This is a genomic window from Pseudomonas sp. TH08, from assembly GCF_016651275.1.
In the GTDB taxonomy this organism is placed as follows: domain Bacteria; phylum Pseudomonadota; class Gammaproteobacteria; order Pseudomonadales; family Pseudomonadaceae; genus Aquipseudomonas.
This window is the reverse complement of sequence record NZ_JAEKEE010000003.1, coordinates 724414-738937: the sequence shown is the minus strand read 5'-3', so window position 1 is coordinate 738937 and position 14524 is coordinate 724414. Positions and strand designations below refer to the sequence as shown.

Below are 14524 nucleotides of genomic sequence, written 5' to 3'. Positions count from 1 at the left end.
TTCTCTTATGTTCCCTGAAAATACACCAATCCCTGTAGGAGCTGCCGCAGGCTGCGATCTTTTGATCTTGATTCTAAAAAACAGGATCAAAAGATCGCAGCCTGCGGCAGCTCCTACAAGGGGATTGGTGTTGAATTATTCGCCGCGATAGATGCAACCGCTGGTGCACGTCTCGTGAATACGGATCGCGCTCAGTTCCGGCAGCAGCGGCTTCATTTCATTCCAGATGAATTTCGCCAGCACTTCGCTGGTCGGGTTTTCCAGGCCGGGAATGTCGTTCAAGTAGTTGTGATCGAGGCGCTCGTACAGCGGCTTGAAGATCGCTTTGATTTCAGAGAAATCACGGATCCAGCCAGTGTGCGGGTCGAGGTCGCCGCTCAGGTGAAGCGCCACTTTGAACGAGTGACCGTGCAGACGCCCGCACTTGTGGCCGTCCGGGACGTGCGGCAAGCGGTGGGCGGATTCGAAAGTAAATTCCTTGAAGATTTCCACAGTATTTTCGGCTCTGTTCAGATGGCGTTCGCCGCAGCGATTCGGGCAGGCGGCGAGTTTACCAGCTTGTAATTGGCCGTGCTGACTAAAGGGTCAGCAAGCGCTCGGCGAGGCGACCATTGGTGGCCAGCTCCAGAAACTCGTCGCCCAGCCGGCGGCTCTCGTCCATCGCCGCATGCCAGTATTTCTGCCGGCTTGGCGCATCGCCCATGAAGCGTTTGAAGTCGTTACGATCGGGCAGTTTGCCGTAAGGCAGGCGCGCCAGATATTCCTTGGACGGTGCGAGCAGCAACACGTCTTGCAGGCGTTCGGTCGAGGCGCGGCGCCACGGCAGGGTCTTGTCGAACCAGCCTGGAATCACCCGATCGGTGAAGTGCGGATACAACACAATGCCGTCGCCGCTGTAGGGCAGGTCGAGGTGATAGTCGAGCAGGCCGCCGTCACGGAAGGTGCCGGCACCAGCGCCGGGCAGGTCGCGTACACCCTCCATGACCATCGGGATCGAACCCGAGGCCAGTAATGCCTGGCGCAGGTTGCCGGCGTTGAGGGCGACGAAACGCGACGGGAAATCGTTCAGCGCATTGACCGGCGGCGCAAGGCGCGGATCGTGGATGATCAACCGTTCGAAGTGTCGCGACAGCCGTGCGCGACCGCGCAGGTTGTCGGCAATCACCGAACCCAGCGCCAGCCCGAGACGGCCGCGATGATCGTCGGCCAAGCGCCCCTGACTTTTCACCACCATGATGTTCAAGCGGTAATCGGCGTTGTTGAGGATGCTTTCGTCACGGCCGTCGAGCAGATCATTGAGCATGCGCTGCGAGCTTTGACTGATCTCGGCCATGGTCACGCCTTTGTTGAAATTCTGCTCGGCGTAGAGCTCGCCGAGGCGGCGAATGCCTGCGGCGGCATCAGGCAGGCAGGCGCTGGCGAAGCGCCAGGAGCCCACCGATGCACCGATCAGCGAACGCTCGCGCGGCGCCGCCGGGAGCCATTCGCCGAACAACGCCAGATCCAGTCCCTGAATCCCCAATGCCTTCGGCCCACCGGCCGCGCCGGGCAGCGTGCCGACGTCAGCGGCGTTCAGGCCTTGGGCGCGAATCCGCGCCATGGCCCGTGGGCCGGCCTTGAGAGTAAGGGCGGGAAACTTGATGTGGATGGCGGTCATACCGGTCTCGATCGTTAGCAAGCGAACAATTATAAGCACATGTTGCAAAATTTGTAGGAGCAGAGCTTGCTCGCGAAGGCGGTGTGTCATTGAGTGACGATGTGTCTGACCCACCGCCTTCGCGAGCAAGCTCTGCTCCTACAAAGGGATTGGTGTGGACTGAGCATGATGGCAATTCAGTTTCAGTTAAGTTCAAATCGCTAAGGTGCCGGCCGTAAGCAACACATAAAAAATACGGAGACACCCATGAAAACCCTGACTGCCCTGTCACTCGCCTCGATCCTCGGCCTCACCGCCAGCCTCGCTCACGCTCGCGATCTGGGCCCCGATGAAGCGCTGCGCCTGCGCGACGCTGGTACTATCGTCTCCTTCGAGAAGCTCAACGCAACCGCGTTGGCCAAACATCCGGGTTCGACGATCACCGACACCGAGCTGGAAGAGCAGTACGGCAAGTACATCTACCAAATCGAAATGCGTGATCCGCAGGGGCAGGAATGGGATCTGGAATTAGACGCGGTGACTGGGCAGGTTCTCAAGGATCATCAGGATACGTAATGAAGGTTAATGTTCGCGCCACTCGCCGCACGGCGTTGGCGCTGGTGATGTTTTGCTCGACGGCGATGGCCCGCGACCTCGGTCCGGACGAAGCGCTGAATCTGCGCAAGCAGGGCGTGATCCTGCCGCTGGAGCAAGTGCTGCAGCAGGCGATGGATCGTTATCCCGGCGCGAAACTGCTTGAGGTCGAGCTGGAAGAAAAGCACGACGTCTACATTTATGAAGTCGAGTTGCTGACTGCCGAGGGCGTGGCCCGCGAGCTGCATCTGAAGGCCGATACCGGCGAACTTGTGAAAGACAAGGAAGATTGACCGATGCGTTTGCTATTGGTGGAAGACCACGTACCGCTGGCCGACGAATTGCTCGCCGGCCTGCAACGCCAAGGCTATGCGGTCGATTGGCTGGCAGACGGCCGTGATGCGCTGTATCAGGGCAGCAGCGAGCCCTATGACCTGATCATTCTCGACCTCGGACTGCCCGGCGTGCCGGGGCTCGACGTGCTGGCACAGTGGCGTGCCGACGGTTTGGCGATCCCGGTGTTGATCCTGACGGCGCGTGATTCATGGGCCGAGCGCATCGAAGGTCTGAAGGCCGGCGCCGACGATTACTTGACCAAGCCGTTTCATCCCGAAGAGCTGTACTTGCGTATCCAGTCGTTGTTGCGCCGCTCCAAGGGGCAGGCCAATCAATCGACGTTGAAGGCCGCTGGCCTGCATCTGGACGAAGGTCGCCAGTGCGTGGTTCGCGACGGCGCCGACATTCAGCTGACCGCCGCTGAATTCCGTCTGCTGCGCTATTTCATGCTGCACCCGGAGCAGATCCTCTCGAAGAGCCACCTCGCCGAACACCTCTACGACGGTGAGACCGAGCGTGACTCCAACGTCCTCGAAGTCCACGTCAATCACCTGCGGCGCAAGCTCGGCAAAAGCGTGATCGAAACCCGTCGCGGCCAGGGCTACCTGTTCGGCGGGCAGGCTTCGTGAGGTCGATCCAGCGCCGCTTGAGCCTGGGATTGATCAGCGTGATGGTGATCGTCGGCCTGGTGCTGGCGCAAACCAGCCTGTGGTTGTTTGAAGTCGGTTTGCAGCGCTATCTCGAAGCCGGTCTGCGCAACGACAGCGAAAGCCTGCTGGTGGCCCTGGTACGTGGCCCGCAAGGTTTGCAGCTGGATGAGCGGCATTTGTCGCCAGCCTACCAGCGGCCGTTTTCCGGGCATTATTTCCGCATCGATTTTGCCGACAGTCACTGGCGCTCCCGATCGCTGTGGGATCAGGATCTGCCGCTGCTGGAACAGGCCGGTTTGCACAGCAATCTGCAATTGGGCCCGGACGGGCAGCAATTGCTGGTGCTGCGTTCGGACTATCGGCGCCTCGGGCAGTCGATTTCAATCAGCGTCGCGCAGGACTACACGCCCGTGCGCGAGAGCTTTCAGCGCATGCGCCAGATCGGTTTGGGCCTCGGTCTGGGCGGGTTGCTGCTGATCCTGTTGTTGCAACGTCTCACCGTGCGTCGCGCGTTGAAACCGCTGGAAAAGGCCCGCGAGCAGATTGCGCAATTGCAGCAAGGCCAGCGCTCGCAACTGGACGAGCAGGTGCCGGTGGAGCTGGAGCCGTTGGTGGCGCAGATCAACCATTTGCTCGCGCACACCGAAGACAGCCTCAAGCGTTCGCGCAATGCGCTGGGCAATCTCGGGCATGCGTTGAAAACGCCGTTGGCGGTGCTGCTGAGCCTGGCGTCCAGTGAAAAACTCGACGCTCATCCCGAGCTGCGCAAGATCCTCAAGGAACAACTGGACCAGGTGCAGCAACGGCTCAATCGCGAGCTGAATCGAGCGCGGCTGTCCGGTGATGCGCTGCCGGGTGCGCTGTTTGATTGCGATGCCGAACTGCCGGGATTGCTGGCGACGCTGAACATGATTCATGGCGAACACCTGGCGTTGAGTTACGTCGCGCCGGCAGGGCTGCAATTGCCGTGGGATCGTGAGGATTTGCTGGAGCTTTTGGGCAACCTGCTGGACAACGCCTGCAAATGGGCCGATGCCGAGGTGCGTTTGAGTGTGATTGAGCGTACGGACGGTTTTGCCCTGAGCGTGGAAGATGACGGCCCGGGGATTCCCGAGGAACAACGCGCTCAGGTGTTCAGCCGGGGAACGCGGCTGGATGAACAGACTCACGGGCATGGCCTTGGACTGGGGATTGTGCGCGACATCGTCGACACGTGGGGCGGGTTGCTGGTGCTGGGCGAGAGTGAGTGGGGCGGGTTGAAGGTGGTGATCGAGCTGCCTAAACGCTGATCCCGAACCTCGCACAAACCTATGTAGGAGCTGCCGCAGGCTGCGATCTTTTGATGTTTTAAACAGCAAGATCAAAAGATCGCAGCCTTCGGCAGCTCCTACAGGTTTCAGGTCAGACGCGGAACTGATCCATCAGGCTCTGCTGCTGATTCGCCAGGCTATTGAGCGACTGGCTCACCCGCGCCGATTCATTCGCCTGCCCGGACAACGACTCCGTCACATCACGAATCGTCGCCACGTTGTTGTTGATCTCTTCTGCCACCGCGCTTTGTTCTTCAGCCGCGCTGGCAATCTGCAGGTTCATGTCGCTGATCACCGTCACCGCGTCGCCGATCTGCCGCAGTGCCGTCACCGCTTGGCCAACCTGTTCGACACTGCCTTGTGCCTGGCGATGGCTGTTGTTCATCGAGCCGACCACGTCCTGCGTGCCGCTCTGCAATTGCTCGATCACCTGACGGGTTTCTTCCACCGACTCTTGCGTGCGGCGGGCGAGGTTGCGCACCTCATCGGCGACGACGGCAAAACCGCGTCCGGCTTCACCGGCACGGGCGGCTTCGATCGCCGCGTTGAGCGCCAGCAGGTTGGTCTGTTCGGCGATGGCGCGGATGGTTTCCAGCACCGTGCCGATTTTCTCGCTGTTGGCGGCCAGGCCTTCGACTTGCACCATGGCCGCGCTCATGTCGGCAGCCAGAGTGTCGATGCTCGCGGTGGTGCGGTCGATCACGGTCAGGCCCTGACGGGTGGCGCGATCGGCGTCCTTGGCGGCTTCGGCTGCCTGGGCGGCACTGCGTGCAACGTCCTGTGCGGTGGCGCTCATTTCGTGAGAGGCGGTCGCGACTTGATCGACCTGACGGTATTGCTGCTCCATGCCGGCGCTGGTCTGCGTGGCGATCGCCGAGGACTGATCCGCCGTATTGCGTGCGTCCTGCACCGAGCGTTTGACGTCGGCAATGATCGGCTGCAACTTGTCGAGGAAGCGGTTGAACCAGCCGGCCAACTGGCCGAGTTCGTCCTTTTTGTCGTAAGCCAGGCGACGGGTCAGATCACCTTCGCCGCTGGCGATGTCTTCGAGCATGTGCGCCACGCCGAGAATCGGTTTGGTCACACTGCGCGCCATCAGCCACACCAGCAGCAGGCCGATCAGCGCGGCCAGGACGCCGAGGCTCAGCTCGATCAGCGTGCCAGAGTTGTTGCTCGCATCCAGTTGCTGCTTGAGCGCTTCGGCGCGCGCCACCAGGACTTTCTCCGGCACATCCAGCAGCACGGCCCACGCCGGGCCACCGGGAATCGGCTGGAACGGCGACAGCACTTTCAACTGGCCATTGCTGTGCAGGCTGCTGACAGTGCTGCTTGCCGCCAGCATGCGCAGCAGTTCGCTGCCGCTGGTCTTGTCCACGGCATCCAGACGCTGGCTGAGTTTGCTGGCATCCGGGCTGTAACCGGCGAGCAGGCCGACGGGGCTGATGATGCTCACGGCGGTCTGGCCGTCATAGAGCTTTTTGCTCGCGCCCTGGCTGATGGCTTGCAGGCTGTTGAGGTTGATGTCGACCGACAGCGAGGCGATGACTTTGCCGTTGACTATCAGCGGGAAAACGATGCTGGTCATCAGCACGTTCTGGCCGTCTATCACATAGAAGTACGGTTCGATCACGCAGGGTTTGAGCGTGGTGCGCGGGCAAGTGAACCAGGCGTTGGCGGCTTGGCCGCTGGGGCCGGTGCTGGTGTCGGCCATGTCGCTTTCCGGCAGCGCCATCGAGGTGACTTTGCCCGGGGTCGGTTGCGACCAGTACAGGGCGAAACGGCCCTTGTCGTTGCTGCCCAGTTCAGCTTGGCCGGCGAACAGTTCGTCCTTGCCGTCCAGTGCGTTGGCTTCGAACACCAGCGACAGACCGAGCAGATCCGGGTTGGCTTGCAGGGCGGATTTGACCTGACGGGTCATGTCTTCGCGCAGGTCGAAGGCGTCGAGGAAGCGCTTTTCAGCCTGCTCGCGGAGGAACAGTACCTGGCGCGAGAAGCCATGGCCGTATTGATAGGCGTCCATGAACTGCTGGCGAATGCCGGCGGCCTGCACTTCACCTTGAGATTCGATGCGCGCCTGGGCCGATTCGGTGAGCATCTCCATGCTGGAGGCCTTCACCAGCTCGGAACTGTGCTCCATGCGATACAGCGAAAGACCCACCAACAGGGTCACGATACCGGCCAGGCAGAGGCCGGCGAGCAGGGTGATTTTCCATTGGATGGAAAGTTGTCTGAGCGACATGGAGACGTCCTTATTCGATAAATATCTGAGACTTTGCACTGTAACGGCCGCGTTTCGGCTTTCTTTATGCTGGAAACACAATATGGCGAATTGCCGCATGTTGTGGCTGCAGACCTGTGGCGAGGGGATTTATCCCCGTTCGGCTGCGCAGCAGTCGCAAATCCTGTTAATGCATTTCATCTGGAAGATCGCATGGGGCGGCTTCGCCACCCAACGGGGATAAATCCCCTCGCCACAGAGATTGTGCCTGGCCCTGGATGGTGGGCAGTTGTTTTGACACCGGCGCCACTCTGCGGCACAGTGCGCGCCCTTCTAATAAGACCCTCTTTGCAAATCCGCCGGTACTCCGTTGGCGGACTCATCCTGTCTGGCGGTGATTTTTCCACCGCAGTGTTTTTGAGGTAGTGAAATGAATGCAGTCATTGCAGCAGTCGGCGTCATGCTGATTCTCAGCCTGTCCCGCGTGCATGTGGTGATCGCCTTGATCGTCGGCGCGCTGGTCGGCGGCCTGACCGGTGGTCTGGGCATCGATGCCACGCTCAAGGCGTTCAACAGCGGCCTGGGTGGCGGCGCGACGGTGGCGTTGTCCTACGCGCTGCTCGGCGCTTTCGCCGTGGCGATTGCCAAATCCGGCCTGGCTCATGCGTTGGCCGACAAGGCATTGGCGATGGTCGACCGGCAACATGCGACGGGCGGCGGCAGTGTCAAATGGCTGCTGATCGGTCTGTTGTGGGTGGTGGCGATTGCTTCGCAGAACATCCTGCCGATCCATATCGCGTTCATTCCGCTGCTGGTACCGCCACTTCTATATGTACTGACCAAGCTGCAACTCGACCGCCGGCTGATTGCCTGCGTCATGACTTTCGGCCTGATCACCCCGTACATGTTCCTGCCGGTCGGCTTCGGCAATATTTTCCTCAATGAAATCCTCTTGGCCAACGTTGCGCGCAGCGGCGTCGACATCAGCGGTATCAATGTCACTCACGCCATGGGCATTCCGGCGTTGGGCATGGTCTTCGGCCTGGCAACGGCGTTCATCAGCTACCGCAAGAAGCGTGTCTATGACCTGGCGAAAATCGAGCAGGTCGAGCAGGTCGCGGTGCAATACAACCCGCTGAGCCTGATGATTGCCGGTGTGGCGATTGCCTCGGCGTTCATCGTGCAACTGTTGCTGGACTCGATGATTATCGGTGCGCTGGTGGGCTTTCTGATCTTTTCGGTGTCCGGCATCGTCAAGTGGCGCGAGACCGATGATCTGTTCACCGAAGGCATGAAAATGATGGCGATGATCGGTTTCATCATGATCGCCGCCTCCGGTTTTGCCGAAGTGATGAAGGCCACCGGGGAAGTGCAGACGCTGGTTGAGTCCTCGGCGTCGTGGATCAATCACAGCAAGGGCATTGGCGCGCTGTTGATGTTGCTGGTCGGGCTATTGGTGACCATGGGCATCGGTTCGTCGTTTTCCACCGTGCCGATTCTGGCGGCGATTTTCGTCCCGCTGTGCGTGCAACTGGGCTTCAGCCCGTTGGCGATTGTGTGCATTGTCGGCACGGCCGGTGCGTTGGGTGACGCCGGTTCGCCAGCGTCGGATTCGACGCTGGGCCCGACGTCCGGCCTGAATATCGATGGCCAGCATCACCACATCTGGGACACCGTGGTGCCAACGTTCCTGCATTACAACCTGCCACTGCTGGCGTTCGGCTGGGTGGCCGCCATGGTCCTCTAACACCACAAATCATCTGTAGGAGTTAGCCTGCTCGCGATAGCGTTAGATCAGCCGACACATCCGGCGTCTGTTACACCGCTATCGCGAGCAGGCTCACTCCTACAGGGGGCGGAGTGAACCCGAACCTCAACTTTTGCTTGGGCGTGCCGTTAAAGCCTTTAACCACGCCAATAAAACCAAAAGAGTGAGCCCCCGAAATGCGCCTGAGCCTCAAGGCTAAAGTCCTGTCCCTCGCCGTTCTCCCGGTATTGCTCTTTGCGCTGGTCATCAGCCTGACCACGCTGTTCATCCTGCAGGAACAGGCACACAAAGAGGTCGAGCAGACCCGCGAACGGCTGCTGGCCGACGCCAAGGCCACCCTGCAAAGTTACGTCGCCGTGGCCATGACCACGATCAAACCGCTATATGACGCAGCCGCCCCAGGCGATGACGCCGCGCGGGCGCAGGCGATCAAACTGCTCTCGGGCATTCGTTACGGCAAGGACGGCTACTTCTTCGGTTACGACTCCGAGACCGTGCGCCTGTTCAAGGCCAACGACCCCGAAGGCGTGGGCAAAAGCTTCAAGGACAACCGCGACCCGAACGGCGTCTACGTCAACCAGGGGCTGGTGAAGGTGGCGAAGGACGGCACTCACTATCTGCAATACAGCTCGCCGCTGCCAGGCAACGCGCAGGTGCTGGTGCCGAAACTGGGTTACACCGAATACCTGGCGAAGTGGGACATGGCGGTCGGTACTTCGGTCAATCTCGACGGCATCGAAGCGCAAGTGGCGCTGGTCCAGACCCAGGTTCAAGAGCGCATGGAAGGCGTGATCCTCAGCATCGTCGGCGTGGCCGTGGTGGTGCTGTTGGTGATCGCGGCAGCGGGGATGCTGCTGGCCAATACCATTTTGCGTCCGCTGACCCTGATGAAAGCCAACCTCGACGATATCGCCGCAGGCGAGGGCGACCTGACCCGCCGCTTGAACATCACCAGCCAGGACGAACTCGGCGAACTGGCCGGCTCGTTCAACCGCTTCGTCGACAAGATTCATGGCCTGGTGCGGCAGATCACCGAGATGACCACGCAGTTGACCGGGCTGGTCACGCAAGTGTCCGATCAGGCCCAGCGTTCGGATCAGGCGATGGAGCGTCAGCGCCACGAAACCGATCAGGTGGCCACGGCGATCAACGAAATGTCCGCCGCCGCGCAAGAAGTTGCCAAGAGCGCACAGAACGCCGCCGTCGCCGCCCAGCAGACTGATGAAGAAGGCCAGAGTGCCAAGCGCGTGGTCGCTGGCAGCATCAAACAGATTCATGCATTGGTCGATGACATCCGCAGCAGCGGTGTGTCCCTCGACAGCTTGCAGCAGGACGTTTCGTCGATTGTCGGCGTGCTCGGGGTGATTCGGTCGATTGCCGAGCAGACCAACCTGTTGGCGCTGAACGCAGCGATTGAGGCGGCGCGGGCCGGGGAGGCCGGGCGCGGTTTTGCGGTGGTGGCCGATGAGGTGCGGGCGCTGGCCAGTCGTACGCAGATCAGCACTCAGGAAATTCAGGGGATGATCGATCGCTTGCAGGCGGGCACGCAGTCGGCGGTCGAGGCGATGCGTCGGTCCAGCGAGGCGGGCGATGGCACTTCTCAGCAGGCCAATCAGGCTGGGGCTTCGCTGGATGCGATGGCGTCACTGATTGCGACGATCAATTCGATGAACGCGCAGATTGCCAGTGCGGCGGAAGAGCAGACCGCCGTGGCCGAGGAGATCAACCGCAGCGTGCATCAGATCGCGGTGGCGGTGGATAACGTCGCCGATGAAACGCAGTTGGGCGCGCAGACCTCGCGCAGTCTGGCCGATCTTGGCCAGCGTCTGGGCAAACTCGTAGGCCAGTTCCGAATCTAGAGTTTTCCGCAACCCTGTGTAGGAGCTGCCGAAGGCTGCGATCTTTTGATCTTTTAAACAGCAAGATCAAAAGATCGCAGCCTTCGGCAGCTCCTACAGGGTTTGCGTTACGGTCTGTCCCAGTAGGGAATTTCGCCGAAGCATTCGATGAAGAAGTCGATCACCGTGCGCACCTTCACCGACAGCCGCCGACTCCCGGGCCACAGCACCGCAATCTGCTGCGGCTCCAGGCTGTTCGACACCTGATACTCCCTCAACACCGGCACCAGCGTGCCTTCGCGCACCGCTTCGCCAATCAACCACGACGGAAACATCACCAACCCCAGGCCTTGCACGGCGGCTTGCGTCAGGGTGTCGGCGTGGTTGCCGGTGATCGGGCCTTTGACCGAGTAGGGCGTCCAGTCCTCGCCATCGCGGCGGAAAAACCAGCGCTGCTGGCCGGTTGCACCTTTGTAGGCGAGGCATTGGTGTAGCGCCAGATCCTCAGGCTGTTGCGGTGTGCCGTGGCGCTTGAGATACGCCGGGCTGGCCGCGACCTGAAAGCGGTGCGGCGCCAGAATCCGCGCCTGCATGCTCGAATCGTGCAGCGGGCCGATGCGAAACAGCAGATCGGCGCCTTCCTGTAGCGGGTCGACGTAGTGGTCGGTCTGCTGGATATCCAGTTGCAGCTTCGGGTAACGCGCGCACAACTCGCCGAGCCACGGCGTCAGATGCCGTTGACCGAACACCACCGGGGCGTTGATGCGCACCAGGCCGGTGGGTTCGCTTTGTTGTTCCTGTAACGCTTGCTCAGCCTCTTCCAATTGCACCAGTAGCAATCGCGCATGGTAACCGAGCATGCGCCCGGCCTCGGTCGGCGTCACGGCGCGGGTGTGGCGATAGAGCAATTGCTGGTTCAGCGCCTGTTCCATCAACTGGATCTGCCGGGAAATCGACGAGGGCGCTACGCCTTCGCGACGGGCAACTTCGGAAAAACTGCCGTGGTCGAGCACTGCGACAAACAGCCGTAGCGCCTTGAATCCGAGTTCGTTAAGCCCGTGCATGCTGAATCCTGCTGTGCGTTTTGCGCAAAAGTGTTGTCCGGATGCTCCCATTTATCGCAAAGCGGCGCCAGCCGATAATTCGCGCCATCGTTTATTGGGCTGAAAGGTTGTTTATGCAGACGTTGGATGAAGTAGATGTAACGCCGCCGGTGGCCAAGTCCGGGTTGCGCTTGTTGTTGCTGCCGTTGGTGATTCTGGCGGGCATGGGCTTGTCGATAGAGGCGGGGTTGCTCGGGCCGTTGGGTGAGCAGGTCGGGCATCTGTGGGCGACGTTGAGCATTTTCGGTGTGGGTTCGGCGATTCTGTTTTTGCTGCTGTTGTTCAGCGGTCCTCAACCAGGGCCAGCGTTGAACACATTGCCGCGCTGGCAGTTGATCGGTGGTGTTCTCGGGCCGATCTACGTGGTGGTGCTGACGCTGGCGACCCCGCACATCGGTATCGCCATGACCATGATCGCGATTCTCTCCGGCCAGGTTGGCAAGAGTGTGTTGATCGATCACTTCGGCTGGTTCGGCGCGGCGCGTAAAAAGGTCAACGGGGAGCGCTGGCTGGCGCTGCTGCTGATTGTTGCGGCACTTGTCTTGATTGCTCGGGGTTGATGATGAATCTGATTATTTTGTTGGCAGTGGTGGTCGCGGCAGGCGCGGTGTTGAGTGTTCAGGCTGCGATCAATGGACGTCTGGGTGAAACAGTAGGGGTATTGCGCAGCAGTTTGCTGACGTTTGCCGTGGGCGCGTTGGTTACCGGGTTGCTGATTGTTTTTTTCGAACCAGCGCACGCGGTGAGTTTGCTCGACGTGCCGAAATGGCAACTCAGTGGCGCGTTGTTCGGTGTGGTCTACATGATCGTGATGGTTGGCGCAGTGCCACGGATCGGCACGGCGGTGGCGACGGTTGCGGTGATTGTCGGGCAACTGGGGATGGGGATGCTGATTGATAATTTTGGCTGGTTGGGGAATCCGGCTATCGAGCTTTCTTCGAGTCGGGTTTTGGCGATGGTGTGTTTGGGGTTGGCTTTGGTGTTTATGTATCGCAGTAGTGTGCGGCAGGACGTTTGAGCGAGGTGGCGCCCACAATTCCACTGTGCTGGCGCCAACGCGTATGATGGCTTCACGCTTACTACACCCGTTATTGCACAGGTCGACAATGGCAAAAATCAGCGATACCCACAAAGCGCCAATGGCCGGTCGCAAGAACCTCACGGCGGAGGATCGTCAGCAGCAAATGGTCGAACGGGCCATTACCCTGTTCGCCCAGAAAGGTTTCGCCTTGACGACACGGGAGCTTGCCCAGGGGTTGCAGGTCACTCAGCCCTTGCTCTATCGCTACTTCCCGAGCAAACAGCTTTTGATTGAACAGGTATACCAGCAGGTGTTCATGAACCGCTGGGATCCTGATCTGGAGCCTCGACTCAAAGATCGCACAATCCCGCTCAGGGAACGTTTAATTGATTATTTCATCGGCTACACCCGCACCATTTTGAACAATGAATGGGTGCGTATTTTCTTGTATGCCGGCTTGCAGGATCCAGCGCTGAACCAGCGCTACCTCAAGCGCCTGCATGAGAATATCTTTCTGGTGATCAATGAAGAATTGCGTCACCAGAGGCGACTCGCCGTGCCACCGACTGAACATGAACTGGCACTCGAGATCGAAGTGCTGTGGGGGTTCCACAGCAGCTTCTTCTACCTCGGGGTACGCAAGTGGGTCTATCAGATGGCCGTCCCGGAGAATCTGACCGAGCTGATTACCCACCGGGTGAATACTTTTCTGGACGGTGCCCTGCATTGCGATCCAACGCTCGCGGAGCAATGACCGGCGGACGCGGAACTGCTCAGTGCGGTGTTTCGAGCAAGTGCGGGCGGTAGCCTCCTCGCCGACTGAAGACCAGCCACAAACCGGCAAAGGCGAAGACCAGTAAACCTGGCAGCAACGCCACCACCAACAAGGCACTGGCCGTGTCGTAATGGTCCATCAGCGTACCGATGGTCGGCACAGCCACCATCACCGATAGCATGCCCGCGCCGCCCATCAGGTTGATCAGCAGAGCTCCACCCTTGGGTAGCAACTCGCTGGTAATCGCTAGCATCGTCGGCCAGAAAAAGGTTTTACCCACCCCGAATGCGGTTACGCAGAACAGTGCGGCAGCGCCACCCCAGCCGGCCGATAGTCCGCTGCGCCCCGACAAACCCAGACCCAGTAGACCTGCCGCCGTCAGTACCGCACTGAAGGTCAGCACGGCAAACGGCGAATACCGCGCGAAGATCCAGCCCGAAGCGTATTGCCGAAGAATGAACATCAGGCCTGCGGTGTAGACCAGTAACAGGATGCTGTTGCTGCCCAATTGCGGGAGGAGGTCGACCATGATCTTGGCGAACCATTGATCCGGCGCCAACTCGGTGGCCGCCGTCACCCACATCAGCAGCATCAGCACGATGAACAACGGGCGTTTGATCTGGGCGAACATATCGCGGCTGGATACGCTTGCACTTACCCGTTCGGTACTCGGGTACTGCAAGGGTACGACCAGCATCAGGTAACCGAGGGTCGGCACGCCGACGACCGCCAGTTTGACCTGCCAGGACAGGCCAAGCTGCCCCAGCCCCCAGGCGATCAGACCGCCAGCAATCAGACCCATCGGCCACCAGGCGTGCAGCCTTGTCAGCATGCGTCGCTTGTCACGCTTGAACAGCGTGGCCACCAGCGGGTTGGTCACACCTTCAACGACGCCTTGGGCGATCCCCGTGAGTAGAAAACCGAGGTAAAGCACCGTGGTTCCGCTGGCTGCAAAAATATCGTCGATCGGCTGACCGCTGCTGTTGGCCGGCGCCAAAAGAATCAAGGCGATCCCAAGCAAGTAGCCCACGCCCGACAAAATATGCAGACACTTCATGCCCACGAAATCGACGATCAGTGCGCAGCCAATAATACCCAGGGTGAAACCCCAGAATACCGATGAAATCGTCAATCCGATCATCGCGTTGGACAGCAGGTAGTCGGCGCTGATGGACTGCAGCACATCTGCGCGGATGGAGAAAATCATTGAAGTGACCAGCAGCGACAGGCAACTGGCGAAAAACAGCTTATTGGCCTGAATCATGGTTTCGTCTC

At 60.1% G+C, this 14524-nt stretch carries 14 protein-coding genes and 1 pseudogene; 9 read left to right on the top strand and 6 right to left on the bottom strand.

All coding sequences use genetic code 11. The annotated features are described in order from the left end of the window. Positions 1 to 135: 135 nt before the first annotated feature. Entirely contained in the window at positions 136 to 492 is a 357-nt protein-coding gene (queD, locus tag JFT91_RS16665; RefSeq protein ID WP_007915588.1) for a 6-carboxytetrahydropterin synthase QueD, read from the bottom strand. Between the two features lie 85 nt (positions 493 to 577). Then, the gene (locus tag JFT91_RS16660) at positions 578 to 1657 is read right to left on the bottom strand and encodes a patatin-like phospholipase family protein (protein ID WP_201233117.1); all 1080 of its coding nucleotides are present in this window, start codon (positions 1655 to 1657) and stop codon (positions 578 to 580) included. A 246-nt stretch (positions 1658 to 1903) separates the two neighbouring features. On the opposite strand from JFT91_RS16660, the gene JFT91_RS16655 reads away from it, so the two are divergent. From JFT91_RS16655 to JFT91_RS16640, 4 genes are read left to right on the top strand one after another with little or no spacing between them, the layout of a single operon-like run. Continuing rightward, positions 1904 to 2212 (top strand): PepSY domain-containing protein, encoded by a 309-nt coding sequence (locus tag JFT91_RS16655; protein WP_201233115.1) that lies wholly within the window; start codon positions 1904 to 1906, stop codon positions 2210 to 2212. Then, positions 2212 to 2523: a PepSY domain-containing protein gene (locus JFT91_RS16650; RefSeq protein ID WP_201233113.1), complete on the top strand. Its 312-nt coding sequence runs from the start codon at positions 2212 to 2214 to the stop codon at positions 2521 to 2523. The genes JFT91_RS16655 and JFT91_RS16650 overlap by 1 nt, the downstream gene beginning before the upstream one ends. 3 nt (positions 2524 to 2526) lie before the next feature. Continuing rightward, entirely contained in the window at positions 2527 to 3195 is a 669-nt protein-coding gene (locus tag JFT91_RS16645; RefSeq protein WP_201233111.1) for a response regulator transcription factor, read from the top strand. Further along, positions 3192 to 4505 carry an ATP-binding protein gene (locus tag JFT91_RS16640; protein ID WP_201226502.1) on the top strand — a complete coding sequence of 438 codons (1314 nt, stop codon included), beginning with the start codon at positions 3192 to 3194 and terminating at the stop codon, positions 4503 to 4505. Before JFT91_RS16645 ends, JFT91_RS16640 begins: the two co-directional genes overlap by 4 nt. A 112-nt stretch (positions 4506 to 4617) precedes the next feature. Here JFT91_RS16640 and JFT91_RS30260 read toward each other — a convergent pair whose 3' ends face one another. Both JFT91_RS30260 and JFT91_RS30255 read right to left on the bottom strand, forming a co-directional pair. After that, entirely contained in the window at positions 4618 to 5373 is a 756-nt protein-coding gene (locus JFT91_RS30260; RefSeq protein ID WP_371924612.1) for a methyl-accepting chemotaxis protein, read from the bottom strand. Between the two features lie 102 nt (positions 5374 to 5475). Next, positions 5476 to 5622 (bottom strand): annotated as a pseudogene (locus tag JFT91_RS30255) (HAMP domain-containing protein); the annotation flags it as partial. A gap of 1552 nt (positions 5623 to 7174) precedes the next feature. On the opposite strand from JFT91_RS30255, the gene JFT91_RS16630 reads away from it, so the two are divergent. Together JFT91_RS16630 and ctpM are read left to right on the top strand one after the other, a co-directional pair. After that, positions 7175 to 8491 (top strand): Na+/H+ antiporter family protein, encoded by a 1317-nt coding sequence (locus tag JFT91_RS16630; protein ID WP_201233107.1) that lies wholly within the window; start codon positions 7175 to 7177, stop codon positions 8489 to 8491. Between the two features lie 197 nt (positions 8492 to 8688). Beyond that, complete coding sequence (gene ctpM, locus JFT91_RS16625) at positions 8689 to 10371, top strand: methyl-accepting chemotaxis protein CtpM (protein WP_201233104.1); 1683 nt, start codon at positions 8689 to 8691, stop codon at positions 10369 to 10371. A gap of 107 nt (positions 10372 to 10478) precedes the next feature. On the opposite strand, the gene JFT91_RS16620 is transcribed toward ctpM, so the two are convergent. Beyond that, the gene (locus JFT91_RS16620; RefSeq protein ID WP_201233102.1) at positions 10479 to 11414 is read right to left on the bottom strand and encodes a LysR family transcriptional regulator; all 936 of its coding nucleotides are present in this window, start codon (positions 11412 to 11414) and stop codon (positions 10479 to 10481) included. A 113-nt stretch (positions 11415 to 11527) separates the two neighbouring features. Between JFT91_RS16620 and JFT91_RS16615 the strand changes: the two genes are divergently transcribed. The 3 genes from JFT91_RS16615 to JFT91_RS16605 all read left to right on the top strand — a co-directional run bounded on the left by JFT91_RS16615 (position 11528) and on the right by JFT91_RS16605 (position 13228). After that, positions 11528 to 12013: a DMT family transporter gene (locus JFT91_RS16615; RefSeq protein WP_201233100.1), complete on the top strand. Its 486-nt coding sequence runs from the start codon at positions 11528 to 11530 to the stop codon at positions 12011 to 12013. Beyond that, complete coding sequence (locus JFT91_RS16610) at positions 12013 to 12471, top strand: DMT family transporter (protein ID WP_201233098.1); 459 nt, start codon at positions 12013 to 12015, stop codon at positions 12469 to 12471. The genes JFT91_RS16615 and JFT91_RS16610 overlap by 1 nt, the downstream gene beginning before the upstream one ends. A gap of 88 nt (positions 12472 to 12559) precedes the next feature. After that, the gene (locus tag JFT91_RS16605; RefSeq protein WP_201233096.1) at positions 12560 to 13228 is read left to right on the top strand and encodes a TetR/AcrR family transcriptional regulator; all 669 of its coding nucleotides are present in this window, start codon (positions 12560 to 12562) and stop codon (positions 13226 to 13228) included. 19 nt (positions 13229 to 13247) lie between these two features. Here JFT91_RS16605 and JFT91_RS16600 read toward each other — a convergent pair whose 3' ends face one another. Next, on the bottom strand, positions 13248 to 14513 hold the full coding sequence (locus JFT91_RS16600) for an MFS transporter (protein WP_201233095.1): 1266 nt from the start codon (positions 14511 to 14513) through the stop codon (positions 13248 to 13250). Between the last annotated feature and the right edge of the window lie 11 nt (positions 14514 to 14524).

Bases quoted from the DNA above. Each gene is read 5' to 3' on its own strand.
- JFT91_RS16645 (WP_201233111.1), top strand. From the start codon at position 2,527: ATGCGTTTGCTATTGGTGGAAGACCACGTACCGCTGGCCGACGAATTG.
- JFT91_RS30260 (WP_371924612.1), bottom strand. From the start codon at position 5,373: ATGGAGCAGCAATACCGTCAGGTCGATCAAGTCGCGACCGCCTCTCAC.
- JFT91_RS16610 (WP_201233098.1), top strand. From the start codon at position 12,013: ATGATGAATCTGATTATTTTGTTGGCAGTGGTGGTCGCGGCAGGCGCG.
- JFT91_RS16615 (WP_201233100.1), top strand. From the start codon at position 11,528: ATGCAGACGTTGGATGAAGTAGATGTAACGCCGCCGGTGGCCAAGTCC.
- JFT91_RS16630 (WP_201233107.1), top strand. From the start codon at position 7,175: ATGAATGCAGTCATTGCAGCAGTCGGCGTCATGCTGATTCTCAGCCTG.
- ctpM (WP_201233104.1), top strand. From the start codon at position 8,689: ATGCGCCTGAGCCTCAAGGCTAAAGTCCTGTCCCTCGCCGTTCTCCCG.
- JFT91_RS16655 (WP_201233115.1), top strand. From the start codon at position 1,904: ATGAAAACCCTGACTGCCCTGTCACTCGCCTCGATCCTCGGCCTCACC.
- JFT91_RS16620 (WP_201233102.1), bottom strand. From the start codon at position 11,414: ATGCACGGGCTTAACGAACTCGGATTCAAGGCGCTACGGCTGTTTGTC.
- JFT91_RS16600 (WP_201233095.1), bottom strand. From the start codon at position 14,513: ATGATTCAGGCCAATAAGCTGTTTTTCGCCAGTTGCCTGTCGCTGCTG.
- JFT91_RS16650 (WP_201233113.1), top strand. From the start codon at position 2,212: ATGAAGGTTAATGTTCGCGCCACTCGCCGCACGGCGTTGGCGCTGGTG.
- JFT91_RS16660 (WP_201233117.1), bottom strand. From the start codon at position 1,657: ATGACCGCCATCCACATCAAGTTTCCCGCCCTTACTCTCAAGGCCGGC.
- JFT91_RS16605 (WP_201233096.1), top strand. From the start codon at position 12,560: ATGGCAAAAATCAGCGATACCCACAAAGCGCCAATGGCCGGTCGCAAG.